13 protein-coding genes are annotated in these 14,795 nt (G+C 55.0%); 5 read left to right on the top strand and 8 right to left on the bottom strand.

Going from position 1 to position 14,795, the window contains the following annotated elements; translation table 11 throughout:
- Positions 1 to 224 precede the first annotated feature (224 nt).
- Complete coding sequence (locus KK102_RS03615; protein WP_216356970.1) at positions 225 to 1,508, bottom strand: YeaH/YhbH family protein; 1,284 nt, start codon at positions 1,506 to 1,508, stop codon at positions 225 to 227.
- Positions 1,509 to 1,581: 73 nt separating this feature from the next.
- Entirely contained in the window at positions 1,582 to 3,516 is a 1,935-nt protein-coding gene (gene yeaG, locus KK102_RS03610) for a protein kinase YeaG (RefSeq protein ID WP_042717518.1), read from the bottom strand.
- A 433-nt stretch (positions 3,517 to 3,949) separates the two neighbouring features.
- Between yeaG and KK102_RS03605 the strand changes: the two genes are divergently transcribed.
- Positions 3,950 to 4,696: a MipA/OmpV family protein gene (locus KK102_RS03605; RefSeq protein WP_126543748.1), complete on the top strand. Its 747-nt coding sequence runs from the start codon at positions 3,950 to 3,952 to the stop codon at positions 4,694 to 4,696.
- Between the two features lie 83 nt (positions 4,697 to 4,779).
- Here KK102_RS03605 and KK102_RS03600 read toward each other — a convergent pair whose 3' ends face one another.
- Entirely contained in the window at positions 4,780 to 5,664 is an 885-nt protein-coding gene (locus KK102_RS03600; RefSeq protein WP_126543749.1) for a D-hexose-6-phosphate mutarotase, read from the bottom strand.
- A 74-nt stretch (positions 5,665 to 5,738) separates the two neighbouring features.
- A complete protein-coding gene (gene gapA, locus KK102_RS03595; RefSeq protein WP_014831506.1) occupies positions 5,739 to 6,734 on the bottom strand; it encodes a glyceraldehyde-3-phosphate dehydrogenase in 996 nt (331 codons plus the stop codon).
- 341 nt (positions 6,735 to 7,075) lie between these two features.
- Here gapA and msrB point away from each other — a divergent pair, with 341 nt between their 5' ends.
- On the top strand, positions 7,076 to 7,489 hold the full coding sequence (gene msrB, locus KK102_RS03590; RefSeq protein WP_126543750.1) for a peptide-methionine (R)-S-oxide reductase MsrB: 414 nt from the start codon (positions 7,076 to 7,078) through the stop codon (positions 7,487 to 7,489).
- 56 nt (positions 7,490 to 7,545) lie between these two features.
- Positions 7,546 to 7,809: a YeaC family protein gene (locus KK102_RS03585; protein WP_244991960.1), complete on the top strand. Its 264-nt coding sequence runs from the start codon at positions 7,546 to 7,548 to the stop codon at positions 7,807 to 7,809.
- A gap of 48 nt (positions 7,810 to 7,857) precedes the next feature.
- Here the strand turns inward: KK102_RS03585 and chiD are convergent, their stop codons facing one another.
- The 4 genes from chiD to sppA all read right to left on the bottom strand — a co-directional run bounded on the left by chiD (position 7,858) and on the right by sppA (position 12,916).
- A complete protein-coding gene (gene chiD / locus KK102_RS03580; protein WP_216356969.1) occupies positions 7,858 to 9,114 on the bottom strand; it encodes a chitinase ChiD in 1,257 nt (418 codons plus the stop codon).
- Between the two features lie 215 nt (positions 9,115 to 9,329).
- Entirely contained in the window at positions 9,330 to 9,971 is a 642-nt protein-coding gene (pncA, locus tag KK102_RS03575) for a bifunctional nicotinamidase/pyrazinamidase (RefSeq protein WP_216356968.1), read from the bottom strand.
- A 9-nt stretch (positions 9,972 to 9,980) separates the two neighbouring features.
- The gene (gene ansA / locus KK102_RS03570; protein WP_216356967.1) at positions 9,981 to 10,997 is read right to left on the bottom strand and encodes an asparaginase; all 1,017 of its coding nucleotides are present in this window, start codon (positions 10,995 to 10,997) and stop codon (positions 9,981 to 9,983) included.
- Between the two features lie 62 nt (positions 10,998 to 11,059).
- Complete coding sequence (sppA, locus tag KK102_RS03565) at positions 11,060 to 12,916, bottom strand: signal peptide peptidase SppA (protein WP_216356966.1); 1,857 nt, start codon at positions 12,914 to 12,916, stop codon at positions 11,060 to 11,062.
- Between the two features lie 167 nt (positions 12,917 to 13,083).
- Between sppA and KK102_RS03560 the strand changes: the two genes are divergently transcribed.
- Together KK102_RS03560 and selD are read left to right on the top strand one after the other, a co-directional pair.
- Positions 13,084 to 13,635 (top strand): NAD(P)H nitroreductase, encoded by a 552-nt coding sequence (locus KK102_RS03560; RefSeq protein ID WP_100166983.1) that lies wholly within the window; start codon positions 13,084 to 13,086, stop codon positions 13,633 to 13,635.
- Between the two features lie 116 nt (positions 13,636 to 13,751).
- Positions 13,752 to 14,795 (top strand): selenide, water dikinase SelD, encoded by a 1,044-nt coding sequence (selD, locus tag KK102_RS03555; RefSeq protein WP_216356965.1) that lies wholly within the window; start codon positions 13,752 to 13,754, stop codon positions 14,793 to 14,795.

Below are 14,795 nucleotides of genomic sequence, written 5' to 3'. Positions count from 1 at the left end.
CTGGTTTTCAATATGTTTTTGGTCGGCACGAGAGGATTTGAACCTCCGACCCCCGACACCCCATGACAGAAAGACAAAAAACGGTGGATTCTTGTAAGGCTATTTCTCACAAAAAGCATTCCCCAAAATAAAAACTAAGTGGATGAAAAGTATGATGAAAATTGAGCATTTAAACGCAAATAAATCAGCCAGTAAAACGCAAGTAACTGGCTGATTTTAATCATTTAATTTGCGGTTGATGTGCTTTGCTTGTGGAACAGCTCCCGGAATACCGGATAGATATCATCCTGATCGCGGATATGCTGCATGGCAAAGTTATCGAACATCGACTGCAGATGTTCATACTCCCGCCACAGGGTCTGGTGCGCGCGGCGGGTGATTTCGATATAGCTGTAGTAACGCACGACGGGCAGAATTTTCTTCGCCAGAATTTCATGACACAGCGGCGAGTCGTCTGCCCAGTTGTCGCCATCCGACGCCTGTGCGGCATAAATGTTCCACTGCGCCGGGTCGTAACGCTCTTTCACCACTTCATCCATCAGCTTCAGGGCGCTCGATACAATGGTCCCGCCGGTCTCCTGCGAGTAGAAGAACTCGTGTTCATCCACCTCTTTCGCCTGAGTGTGGTGGCGGATATAGACCACCTCCACGTTCTTATAGGTTCTGCTCAGGAACAGGTAGAGCAGAATATAAAAACGCTTCGCCATATCTTTGGTGGCCTGGTCCATGGAGCCAGAAACGTCCATCAGACAGAACATTACCGCCTGGCTGGATGGCTCTGGACGTTTTTCGTAGTTCTTGTAACGCAGGTCAAAAGTGTCAATAAACGGCACGCGGTCAATTTTTGCCCGTAGCTCGGCAATCTCTTTGCGCAGGCGCTCCTCTTCCAGCAGTTGCGCCGGTTCCGTGTTTTCCACGACCTTCAGGCTGGTTTCCAGCTCGCGCAGTTCACGTCGTTTACCGGCCGTCATCGCCGTCCGTCGCGCCAGCGAGTTCTGCAGCGAACGCACGACGCTGATATTGGCGGGCACGCCGTTTGCGGTATACCCCGCGCGATGGGTTTTGTATTCGTTAAGCTGGCGGTGCTGGTTCTTTTTCAGATTCGGCAGCGCCAAATCCTCAAACAGCAGGTCGAGATATTCATCTTTCGAGATTTGGAAGACAAATTCATCCTGACCTTCACCGTCCTGGCTGGCCTGTCCCTGACCGCTTCCAGAGCCGCCGCCACCGCCTTGTGGACGCTCGATGCGGTCATTCTGAACAAAGTGATCGTTACCTGGGTGGACGCGATGGCGCAGACCGCCTCGCCCCTGATGAAACATCGGTTCGCTGATGTCATCAGTGGGGATGGAGACAGACTCGCCGCTGTCTACGTCAGTCACCGAGCGTTTGTTGATGGCCTCGGAGATCGACTGTTTAATTTGCGCTTTATAACGACGCAAGAAGCGCTGGCGGTTCACCGTGCTCTTGTTTTTGCCGTTAAGACGCCGGTCAATAAACCAGGTCATATACCCCCCGTACTGCATTTGCCAACTTGCATTTTGTAGGCCCGGTAAGCGTGAACGCTACCGGGCACTTGTTTTAAGACGATTTGCGCACGCGCAGGTACCATTCGCAGAGCAGGCGGACCTGTTTGCGGGTGTAGCCTTTCTCCATCATACGGTCGACAAAATCGTCGTGCTTTTTCTGCTCGTCGGTTGAGGTTTTGGCGTTAAACGAGATAACCGGCAACAGCTCTTCGGTATTGGAGAACATTTTCTTCTCAATGACCGTGCGCAGTTTTTCGTAGCTGGTCCAGTTCGGGTTACGCCCGTTGTTATGCGCTCTGGCGCGCAGGACGAAGTTGACAATTTCATTACGGAAGTCTTTCGGGTTGCTGATACCGGCAGGCTTCTCAATTTTTTCCAGTTCCGCGTTCAGGGATTCACGGTCAAACAGCTGGCCGGTATCCGGGTCGCGGTACTCCTGATCCTGGATCCAGAAGTCAGCATAGGTAACATAACGGTCGAAAATGTTCTGCCCGTATTCTGAATAGGATTCCAGGTAGGCGGTCTGGATCTCTTTGCCGATGAACTCGGCGTATTTCGGGATCAGGTAGCCTTTCAGGAACTCAAGGTAGCGTTCAGCCTGCTCCTGCGGGAACTGCTCGCGCTCGATTTGCTGCTCCAGGACGTAGAACAGATGCACCGGGTTGGCCGCCACTTCCGCATGGTCAAAGTTAAAGACGCGGGAGAGGATCTTAAACGCGAAACGCGTGGACAGACCGTTCATCCCCTCGTCGACGCCCGCGTAATCGCGGTACTCCTGATAGGACTTCGCTTTCGGGTCGGTGTCCTTCAGGCTTTCACCATCATAGACGCGCATTTTCGAGTAGATGCTGGAGTTTTCCGGCTCTTTCAGGCGCGACAGAATGGAGAAGCGAGACAGCGTTTCCAGCGTTCCCGGTGCGCAAGGTGCGTGCACCAGCTCACTGTGGTTAAGCAGTTTCTCGTAAATTTTGATCTCTTCCGAGATCCGCAGGCAATAAGGCACTTTGACAATGTAAACACGGTCGAGGAACGCCTCATTGTTTTTGTTATTACGGAAGGTGACCCACTCAGATTCGTTGGAGTGCGCCAGAATGATGCCGTTAAACGGCAGGGCGGAAATACCTTCCGTCCCGTTGTAGTTCCCTTCCTGGGTGGCGGTCAGCAGCGGATGCAGCACTTTAATCGGTGCTTTAAACATCTCGACGAACTCCATAATCCCCTGGTTTGCACGGCACAGGGCGCCGGAGTAGCCATAGGCATCCGGGTCGTTTTGCGCGTGATGTTCCAGCTTACGGATATCGACTTTACCGACCAGGGCCGAAATATCCTGGTTGTTCTCGTCGCCGGGCTCCGTTTTGGCGATGGCAATCTGTTCCAGAATTGACGGCCAGACTTTGACGACGCGGAATTTGGTAATATCGCCACCAAACTCGTGCAGGCGTTTTGCCGCCCACGGCGACATAATCGTGCCGAGATAGCGGTGCGGGATGCCAAACTCTTTATCAAGGATCTGCGCATCTTCCTGCGGATTAAACAGGCACAGCGGATGGTCATTGACCGGGCTGCGTTCCCCGTTGGCACTCAGCACGTAAATCGGCACGCGTTGCATCAGGGCTTTCAGGCGCTCGGCAAGCGACGATTTACCGCCACCCACAGGACCCAGTAAATAGAGGATCTGCTTCTTCTCTTCCAGACCCTGAGCAGCATGCTTCAGGTAGGAGACGATCTGCTCGATGGCATCTTCCATGCCATAGAACTCTTCAAACGCCGGATATCGGGCGACGACCCGATTCGAAAAGAGACGGGAAAGCCGTGGCTCCAGGGCAGTATCAACCATGTTAGGCTCACCAATAGCCATCAATAGCCGTTCTGCCGCATTGGCATAGGCACTGCGATCTTGCCGACAGATGGTAAGAAACTCCTGCAGTGTGAACTCTTCGTCCTTGGCAGCTTCGTAGCGCTGGCGATAGTGATCGAATATATTCATGGCATGCCGTCCTTTCGTTTTTTAGCACAGGATAAGAGCCGTTCGTATGAGTAGTGGAGGCTCCCGGAAGAGAATTTCTCGCACCTCACTGCCAGAGCAGCAACCTGTGTGCCAGGTCAGACGCTAAGAAGTGCGGGGGTGTGCAGCAAAATCTCTTCTTAAATTAAAGCGTAGATGGCATTTGCAAAACTTGCATGCTGAGAAAATCTAATTTCAATGACATATCAATAACTCATCCAAAAATTCCCACGTGCGTAATAAGGCGAAGCCGCGTTTTTCATTCAGGGTTCACATAAATGAAAGCAGCCTGTCATCTGAAAAGTAAAAAATAACGGGTTAATCAGACTCATTAGTCAGCAAAAAATTTTGGGATGAACGGGAATGGCGGTTACACTTCACCCGCTGATTATTTGACTACAGGAAAGAATGGATTGTGACCAAACTCAAACTTCTGGCATTAGGCATCCTTGCCGCTACCGCAGTGAACACCGCACAGGCAGAAAGTCAGTGGACTGTTGGCGCGGGCGCGGGTGTCATTAACAGCCCATACAAACAGTATGACCGCGACGTGTATCCCGTTCCCGTTGTCACCTATGAAGGCGATAACTTCTGGTTCCGCGGCCTGGGCGGCGGCTACTATCTGTGGAACGATACGGCTGATAAGCTTTCGATCATGGCGTATTACGACCCGACGCACTTCAAGCCAGGCGACAGCGACAGCAACGCGCTTCGCCAGCTGGACAAGCGCAGAAGCTCGCTGATGGCGGGTCTTTCTTACGTACATAATACCCAGTATGGCTTCCTGCGTACTGCGCTTGCGGCGGATACGCTCGACAACAGCAACGGCTTTATCTGGGATCTGGCGTGGCTTTATCGCTACACCAACGGTGCGCTGACGCTGACGCCGGGCATTGGTGTGCAGTACAGCAGCGAGAACTACAACGACTACTATTATGGCGTCTCTAAAGCTGAATCTCGCCGTAGCGGTTTGAAAAGCTACAGCGCGGATGATGGCTGGGATCCATACCTGGAGCTGACCGCGAGCTATAACTTCCTGGGTGACTGGAACGTTTACGGTACTGGCCGTTACTCCCGCCTGAGTGATGAAATCAAAGACAGCCCGATGGTCGACAAATCCTGGTCAGGCATCTTCTCTGTGGGCGTGACCTACAAGTTCTGAGTGTGCATCTTTAGCGTGCATTCTGTGCATCAAAACGGGGCGCTTGCGCCCCGTTTGTTTTAGTTTGGTGCAGTGGAACCGTATTAACGCTTCACAATCTTGATCGTCTGTCCTAAACGGGACGGTTTTTCTTCGCTTGCTTTCTGCGGCGTGCTCACGCAGGCGGTTTCTACGCAAACAAAGGTTTTATAACCGTCATCCGTTAGGTCCGCCATGCTCACAGAAAGCGCCGGGCCTGGGTTCCAGCCGACTACGTCGCTGTGATGGTGGTGAACCACTTCAATACCGCGATTCAGGGCACCGTCATGGATCACGCTGCATGCTTCCGGGTGCAGGTAAACGCGGTCGGTACGGTCAGGGAACGTTTGTACTCCGTCACTCAGCTTCCCTTCTTTGGCGTTATCGACTTTGTCGATAAAGGTATCGCCAAGGCCGCTCACCTTCACTGCGCTGATGTCACCCACGTTGAAATAGGTGTGCAGGGCGGAGGTGGTTTCAAACTCGCCGTGGGCTTCCAGCTCAATCTCGCAGGTTTTCGCCAGCTTGAAGCGGGCGTACAGGGTGAAATCGTGCGGCCACAGGGCGCGAGTTTCATCGTTTGCCTGCAGTTCAAAGGTCAGCACCGCGCCGTTATCATCTTCGTTGTGTGCTTTCAGCGTCCACTGCTGGTTACGGGCAAAACCGTGAGACGGCAAACCCGGCTGTGCAGAAGGGCCAAACCACGGCCAGCAGATCGGTACGCCGCCACGGATAGCCGCCCCTTTTTTAAATGAGGTTGCATCGCTCAGCCATAAGCCTTCCACTTCTCCTTCCGGTTTCCAGGAGAGCAGGTGGGCGCCGTTCAGCGCCACGGAGGCTTTCACGCGCGGATGGTCTACAACGATAATATCAGCACCGTCGATCTGACGGCGGGAGAGCACAGGGGTAAGTTGTTCGACTACCGGAAGTGCAAAAATTTTATTAATCATTAAGCAATCCTCTGTCTTAAAACAATAAAAAAGGCGACCGAAGTCGCCTTTTTGGATCAAACACTCATCTCAACTTATTTAGAGATGTGAGCGATCAGGTCCAGTACTTTGTTAGAGTAGCCGGTTTCGTTGTCGTACCAGGAAACCAGTTTAACGAAGTTGTCGTTCAGTGCGATACCTGCTTTAGCATCGAACACGGAAGTGCACACTTCGCCGTTGAAATCGGTAGATACAACGTCGTCTTCGGTGTAGCCCAGAACGCCTTTCATTGCGCCTTCGGAAGCAGCTTTGATTGCTTTCTTAATTTCTTCATAAGAAGCAGCTTTTTCCAGACGAACGGTCAGGTCAACAACGGATACGTTAGGAGTTGGAACGCGGAACGCCATACCCGTCAGTTTGCCATTCAGTTCTGGCAGTACTTTACCTACAGCTTTAGCAGCACCGGTAGAGGATGGGATGATGTTCTGAGCCGCGCCACGGCCGCCGCGCCAGTCTTTGTGAGACGGGCCATCAACGGTTTTCTGAGTAGCGGTGGTTGCGTGAACGGTAGTCATCAGACCTTCGATGATGCCGAAGTTGTCGTTGATAACTTTAGCCAGCGGTGCCAGGCAGTTGGTGGTGCAGGATGCGTTAGACACGATATCCTGGCCAGCGTAAGTTTCGAAGTTTGCACCACGAACGAACATTGGGGTGTTGTCTTTGGAAGGACCCGTCAGAACAACTTTCTTCGCACCCGCAGTGATGTGTTTACGTGCGGTTTCGTCGGTCAGGAAGATACCGGTAGCTTCAGCTACAACGTCAACACCAATTTCGTTCCATTTCAGGTTAGCTGGGTCTTTCTCAGCAGTAACGCGGATGGTTTTGCCATTTACAACCAGGTGGCCGTCTTTCACTTCAACGGTGCCGTCGAAACGACCGTGAGTTGAGTCGTACTTCAGCATGTACGCCATGTATTCAGCGTCCAGGAGATCGTTGATACCAACGATTTCGATGTCAGAACGTTTCTGAGCAGCACGGAAAACAATACGGCCGATACGGCCAAAACCGTTGATACCTACTTTGATAGTCATATATTCCACCAGCTATTTGTTAGTGAATAAAAGGTTGCCTGTAAAATTACAAAAACCTTACGCAGCGTCAAGCGGAATCGTGTCAATCATTGCGACAAATCAATCCTGTGACTAACGTTTGTGCGACTGACTCGCCTCACTTTCCCTTTGAGCTAGCAACCACATGGGGGCTGCGGCCGGAATTTTAAAGGCCTCGCAGGATAAAAATGTGAAACAGATCACAATTGCCTGACCGCCTTTTCGCGACACATAAGTTTAGAACAAAAGTGCACGCAAGGGTGTTAATGTTTTGTTAGAATTCGGGTCAGAAGATGTCTGTTTCTACAGCGAGATGTAAGCATATGTCGAACCAACGTAACCCCGACGATTTGAAAAAAAACCTCACAGAAATGCAGTTTTACGTGACGCAGAACCACGGAACGGAACCGCCATTCACCGGGCGTTTACTGCACAACAAACGAGACGGCGTCTACCACTGTCTGGTGTGCGATGCGCCGCTGTTTAATTCGCAAACAAAATATGATTCAGGCTGTGGCTGGCCAAGCTTTTACGAGCCGGTGAGCGATGACGCGATCCGCTATCTGACGGACTCCTCGCACGGCATGGTGCGCACGGAAATTCGCTGCGGAAACTGCGATGCGCACCTTGGGCACGTCTTCCCGGATGGCCCTCAGCCCACGGGCGAGCGTTTCTGCGTGAATTCAGCCTCAATGAGCTTCACTGACGACGAAAACGGCGACCAGGTGAAGGGTTGAAAAAACGATTCAGCAAATTATTCCTTTGAAAGGGCGGGATTGTGAATATTGATGACATGATTAGCGGTATGACGCAGGAGATTTATCAGCGTCTGGTGACCGCCGTAGAGCTGGGAAAATGGCCCGATGGCGTCGCGCTGACCCCGGAGCAAAAAGAGAACAGCCTGCAGCTGGTGATGCTGTGGCAGGCGCGCAATAACACCGATGCGCAGCACATGACCATTGACACCCAGGGCCAGATGGTGATGAAGAGCAAGCGCGAGCTGAAAGAAGACTTTGGCATCACGCCGAAGCCGATTGCGACGATGAAAATGCAATAACGGTGCGGGTTGATGCCCTCTCCCACGGGGAGAGGGCTTAATGTCTTACTACTTATGCGGGATCCCGAGCGACGCCGCCAGCTGTTTCGCTAACTGGTTTTCGTCGTCCGCGCCGTACTCCCAGAACATCGCTCCGGCGAGCCCTTTCTCTTTGATGTAGTCCGCTTTAATCGCAACGGATCGCGGGTTCTCATACGAAATCGCAAACAGCGCGTTTCCATCGGCACCCTTCACCGACAGCCACGGCACTTTTGCCTGGTCGTCCCAGTGTTCGGTAAAGCGCTTCTGCGGATCGTTCAGCAGTTTTTTCACGATATCGTTGTACTTCACATAGGTATCTTTGGTCAGGTCATAGCCGAGCGACTTGAACAACCCGATCTCCTGCGGTCCGAAGTAGGGCTGGGTAACCGGATTTTTTTGCGCATCCGGTTTCGTCCAGTCGATCCCCGGCTCGACGGCGCGTTTCGGCACGCGGCCATAGAAACCGATCCCGAGGTTCATCTGCTGTGGCTTCAGCCCGGCGGCCAGATAATTGTTCACCACAAAATCGACGCTGTATTTATCGGCCGCGGCAACCGTCGGCCAGGCGCTGGAGTCATACAGGTTCGCGTTGAAATACTGCGTCCCGTACGCCATGTCGTAGGTCATCAGGTTGATATAATCGAGCAGCGGGGCGATGGCTTTGACATCCACCCAGCTTTTCGGACTTTCCGCATTCGCGCCTACCGCGATAGTGACCAGTTTTTCCTGCCCGAACGCCTCACGCATCTCTTTCAGCAGGGCGGTGAAGTTATCCCGGTCGGCAGGCGTGCTGGCAACCAGCCCCCACGCGCCGTTGACCGGATACTCCCAGTCGAGATCGATCCCGTCCAGGCCGTATTTATCGACAATCTCCTGCGCGGAGCGGATAAACACCGCGCGCGTCTCTTTGGTTGCCGCTGCGCCAGAGAAGCCGCGCGCGCCCCAGCCGCCAACGGAAAGCAGCACTTTCAGGTTCGGGTTTTGCTTACGCAGAGTGGGGATTAAGGCCAGATCGGACGCCACTTTTGGCGATAGCCAGATCTGATGCAGCTTCGCCGGATCCTTCAGCGCGGCGTTGGTTTCGTCTTTTTCGTCGTTATAGACCAGACCAAACGAGTAGTTCAGGTGGGTGATCTGGCGAACGTCCAGTTTAGTGATATCGCCACCCGGTCCGGCGGTGACATCGCCACCCCCGTTAAAGTAGCCCACGGACATCAGGGAACTGGCGGAGGCAACTGACGCGCAAAGCAAGGGTAATGCTGCCAGCAAGGGCAAACGTTTCATACAAGTTCCTCTTTGACTAAATAAAATTAACCACGCCACGGAAAAGGCGTGGCGAAAAAACAGCCTAAAGAGAATAGCATTGCCGCTTCGCTGAGGATGCGAGGGAGTTCACTTTATGGGGATCGGAGGGGTTTTGCCGGGTGGCGGCTGCGCCTTACCCGGCCTACGGGGAAAGGTAGGCCGGGTAAGCGTCAGCGCCACCCGGCTTAAAAGGCTTACGCCTGCGTTTCCAGCCAGTCTTCGAGCGTATACAGCGTCGCGCCTTCCGCAGCCATATCCATAAACGCCTGGGCGCTGTCCTGCGGGTTAATGTTCACCCCGCGGCAGCCGTCGGTGATGACGCTGACGGTATAGCCCAACTGGAGGGCGTCCAGCACGGTAAACTTCACGCAGTAGTCCGTCGCCAGGCCCACCACGATAAGCTCCGTGATTTCGTGGTGACGTAACCACGCGTCCAGCGCCGTTTTCTGACGATGCCCGTTATCAAAAAACGCGCTATAGCTGTCGATAGCCGGATTTTCGCCTTTGTGGAACACCGCATCGATGGCCTTTTGATTCAGGAGCGGATGCAGCGCCGCGCCTTCCGTCTGCTGGACGCAGTGATCCGGCCAGAAGGTTTGCGCCAGCCCGTCGAGTTCACCCTGGGTGAACGGCTCGACGTCGTGCTGGCTGACAAAGCTGCCGTGATTCGCCGGGTGCCAGTCCTGGCTTGCGACAACCGCTTCGCCGCGGGCTTTGCACCAGTCAATCAGCGTGTTGGCCACGTCAACGGTGCTGTCACCTTCGGCGACGGCCAGCGCGCCGCCGGCGCAGAAATCATTTTGCAAATCGACCAGGAGCAGGGCGCGTTGCTTCATGAGACCTCCTTATTCGTCAGGCGTCAGTTCGCCGCGCAGGTTTTGCATCATCGCGCTGCGAATGGACTGAATGTCCAGATCCTGACTCAGTAAATAGTGAAGTTTAGTCAGCGTTGCCTCGACGGTCATATCGAAGCCGCTGATGACTCCGGCATGTGCCAGCGCGTTACCGGTGGCGTAGCCGCCCATGTTCACCTTGCCGGACATACACTGGGTCAGGTTCACCACCACGATCCCGCGCTCGCTGGCTTCCTGAAGCTCTTTCAGGAATTCGCCGTTCTGCGGGGCGTTGCCGACGCCGTAGGAGCGCAAAATCAGCGCTTTCACCGGCTGACGCAGGAAGTTACGTACCACGTCCGCAGAGATCCCAGGGTAAATCGTCACCACGCCAATCGGTTGTGGGGTAATTGGGTGCACAATCAGCTCACCGGCGGTGTGCGGCGCAGGCGGCGTGCCCAGACGACGGATATGAATACCCGCTTCCAGCAGCGGCTGCAGGTTAGGCGAGGCGAAAGCGTCGAAGCCGTCGGCGTGCGCTTTGGTGGTGCGGTTCCCGCGATACAAACGGTTATTGAAGAACAGCGACACTTCGTTAATCGGATAATTCGCCGCAACATACAGGGAGTTCAGCAGGTTGATCTGCCCGTCCGAGCGCAGCTCCGCCAGCGGGATTTGCGAGCCGGTGACGATAACCGGCTTGCCCAGATTCTCCAGCATGAAGGAGAGCGCGGAAGCGGTAAACGCCATGGTGTCGGTGCCGTGCAGGATCACGAAGCCGTCGTACTGGTCGTAATGGGCTTTAATATCATCCGCGATGTGCTGCCAGTCTTCCGGCGTCATGTCGGAGGAGTCCATCAGCGGCTCGTATTCGTGGATGGTAAAGTCAGGCATTTCCGGGCGGTGGAATTCAGGCATCAGTGCAAGCTGACGCTGCAGGTGGCCGGAGACAGGAATATAGCCGTTTTCAGAGCGCTGCATCCCGATGGTACCGCCAGTGTAGGCTACATAAATCGATTTCTTCTGCATGGGTGTGAGTTCTTGTTCTTCAAAAGAAAAAAATCCCCTCTTCGCGGGAAGAGGGGACGGTTTTAACGGACGTTCGCGCAGGTCAGGCAAAACGCGTAACGACTTTGTGGATCATTAAAGGCCGCGAGCTTATCGCTTTCCGCCTTCATCGCTTTCGCCGCCGTGGCAACAGGCGCAGGCAGGTAAGCCTGCAGCGCCTCCGGCAGCATGGCGCGAACGGAAACGGACATGCTGTCCATTACCATATCGAAGAACGACGGCTCGTCCTGATAATACTCAACGTGCCACTGCTTGAGCTTCGCCAGTTCGGCCGCTTTCTTAACGGCGTCGTCAAAGTCACCCAGACTGTCCACCAGACCGTTGTTCTTCGCGTCCTGTCCGGTCCAGACGTGGCCCTGTGCAATTTGGTCAATCTGTTCTGGCGTCTTTTTACGCGAGTCGGCAACCAGCGTGATAAAGCGCTTGTACCCGTTTTCAATGCTGAGCTGCATCATCTCAGAGACTTCAGGCGGCAGGGATTTCGTCACCGACACATCCGCCAGCGGAGAAGTCGAAACGCCGTCGGTATGCACGCCCAGATAGTCCAGACTGTTTTCCACAGTGTTGATTACCCCGAAAATGCCGATAGAGCCGGTCAACGTGCTTGGGTTGGCGACAATGTAGTTCGCAGGCGTTGAGATCCAGTATCCCCCTGATGCGGCCATTCCGCCCATGGAGACGACAACAGGCTTGCCGGCAGCGCGTGCCGCGGCCAGTTCGGCGCGGATCACCTCAGAAGCGCTCACGCTGCCGCCCGGGCTGTTTACGCGCAGAACAATCGCTTTCACTTTCGGATCAAGGCGCGCATCGCGGATTTGCGACGCGGTGGTGTCCCCGCCAACGTTCCCCGGGGTCTCCTGTCCGTCCATGATAGCGCCGTTAGCGAAGACCACGGCAACGCTGTCCCCGGTCTCATCCGGTTTTTTCGCTGCGTAGTCATACATGCTGATGGCGCTGAAGTTTTTATCCTCTTTGCTCCAGCCAAACTGTTTGGTCAGCGCTTTTTCGACATCTGCACTGGAGCCCAGCGCGTCAACCAGCTTGTTGTCGAGCGCATATTTCGCGGTATCGCCGTCAACCTTCCGCAGCCCGTCCAGCACGCCGCGCGCGCCAGGGAAGACCTGTTCAGCGGTAATCTGACGGTTCGCGGCGATGGTGCCGAGATAGTTCTGCCACAGTTCGCCAATCCAGCGGCTGTCCGCTTCACGGGCGGCAGGGGACATATCGTCGCGGATAAACGGCTCGACGGCAGATTTATAGGTGCCGACGCGGAAGACGTGGGTGGTGACTTTCAGCTTGTCGAGCAGCGACTTGTAATACAGCCCGTTGGTGGCAAAACCATGAAGGTCGACCGTACCCTGCGGCGAGAGCCAAATTTTATTGGCAAAGCTCGCCAGATAATATTGCCCCTGGCTGTAGCTATCGCCCACGGCAATCACCGGCTTGCCGCTGTCGCGGAACTCGCGCAGCGCTTTACCGATGTACTGCATGGAAGGCTGATCGCCTCCGGCAAAATCTTTCAGATCCAGTACGATCCCGGTGATGTTGCGGTCGTCTTTGGCCTGACGAATGGTGTCGACGATATCGAACAGGGAGTTTTCCTGCAGACGATCGGATGTTGCGCCAAACAGCTGGCGGCCAATCACGCCCAGCCGGTTGCTGGTGGAAGGCTTATCAACGATGACGCCGGTGATGTCGAGTAGCAGCGCGCCACGGGTCGAATGCTGAGCCTGGTTGGCGTTGCTGATATGCATCCAGACGCCTACGCAAACCAGCACCAGGAAGATGAAAAAGATGTTCATCACCAGGTTGCGGACGAAGTTGAGCAGTCGCCACGTCCATTTAAAGAAACCGGCAAAGATTCGCCAAAGGGTTCGCATGTATTCTCCCTAACCAGAAAATGACTGTTTCCGTCGCCACTGGACGGTAATGTTGGGTTATCGTAATGACCCAACCGCCACTTGTCAGCAGGAATCGCCTGACACGCTGTAACAAAATCTGCCGTCGTGTTAATTTTGTGAGTAAATTTCAAGAAAGGAGTTAACCAATGGATGCACTTGAACTGCTTGTTAACCGCCGTAGCGCGTCGCGTCTGGCCGAGCCTGCTCCAGCGGGCGAGCAGCTGGAAAACATTCTGCGTGCGGGCCTGCGCGCGCCGGATCATGGCACGCTCCAGCCCTGGCACTTCTTTGTGATTGAAGCCGAAGGCCGTGACCGCTTCAGTGCGTTACTGGAAAAAGGCGCGGTTGCTGCCGGTCAGGATGAGAAAGGGATTGATAAAGCCCGCAGTGCGCCATTCCGCGCGCCGATGATCATCGCTGTCGTGGCAAAATGTCAGGCCGACCATAAGGTGCCGGTCTGGGAGCAGGAAATGTCCGCAGGCTGCGCGGTGATGGCGATGCAGATGGCCGCCGTCGCGCAGGGCTTCAATGGCATCTGGCGCACCGGACCGCTGACCGAAAGTTCAGTCGTGCGTGAGGGCTTCGCCTGCGGCGAGCACGATAAAATTGTCGGCTTCCTCTATCTTGGCACCCCGCAGCTTAAAGCCTCCAGCACCATCAGCGTGCCGGACACCACGCCTTTCGTCAGCCGTTTCTGATAACCCGCGCTAAACTGTCTGGATTCTGAGCATCTGCCGCAGAATTCAGACAGTCATACTTACCTCTTTATGGAATGAGCGCTACCATAGCGCGATTGAGATGACAGGAGACGTCCATGAGCGAGCAAACCATTCGTTTAACGCAGTACAGCCACGGAGCCGGTTGCGGTTGTAAAATTTCCCCGAAAGTGCTGGAGACCATCCTGCACAGTGAACAGGCGAAGTTTGTCGACCCGAACCTGCTTGTCGGTAACGAAACGCGTGACGATGCAGCGGTTTATGACCTGGGTAACGGCACCAGCATTATCAGCACCACCGACTTCTTTATGCCGATTGTCGACAATCCGTTCGATTTTGGGCGCATTGCGGCCACTAACGCCATCAGCGATATCTTCGCGATGGGCGGTAAGCCGATTATGGCGATCGCCATTCTGGGCTGGCCGATCAACATCATCCCACCTGAGATTGCCCGCGATGTTATTGAGGGCGGGCGCTTTGCCTGTCAGCAGGCGGGTATTGCCCTGGCCGGTGGTCACTCTATCGATGCGCCGGAGCCGATCTTCGGCCTGGCCGTTACGGGCGTGGTGCCGACCGAGCGCGTGAAGCGCAACAGCACCGCGCAGGCGGGCTGCAAGCTGTTCCTCACCAAGCCGCTGGGCATTGGCGTACTCACAACCGCCGAGAAAAAATCCCTGCTGAAGCCCGAGCATGTTGGTCTGGCAACGGAAGTGATGTGCCAGATGAACCTGGCGGGTGCGGCTTTCGCCAATATCGACGGCGTGAAGGCGATGACCGACGTGACCGGCTTTGGTCTGCTGGGACACCTGAGTGAAGTCTGCCAGGGCGCTGGCGTGCAGGCGCAGGTCTGGTATCAGGACGTGCCGAAGCTGCCGGGCGTGGAGGAGTATATTGCTCAGGGCGCGGTGCCGGGCGGTACCCAGCGCAACTTCGCCAGCTACGGTCACCTGATGGGCGAGATGCCTGAAGCGTGGCGCAACCTGCTGTGCGATCCGCAAACCTCCGGTGGCCTGCTGCTGGCGGTGACGCCGGAATCCGAAGCCGACGTTCAGGCGACCGCCGCTGAGTTTGGCATCACCCTGACGGCGATCGGCGAGCTGGTGACCGCGCGCGGCGGCCGACCGATGATTGAGATCCGTTAA

The organism is Enterobacter quasimori (assembly GCF_018597345.1).
GTDB classification, from domain to species: Bacteria; Pseudomonadota; Gammaproteobacteria; order Enterobacterales; family Enterobacteriaceae; genus Enterobacter; species Enterobacter mori.
The sequence above is the reverse complement of the archived record's forward strand: the minus strand, read 5'-3'. Positions and strand labels throughout refer to the sequence as shown.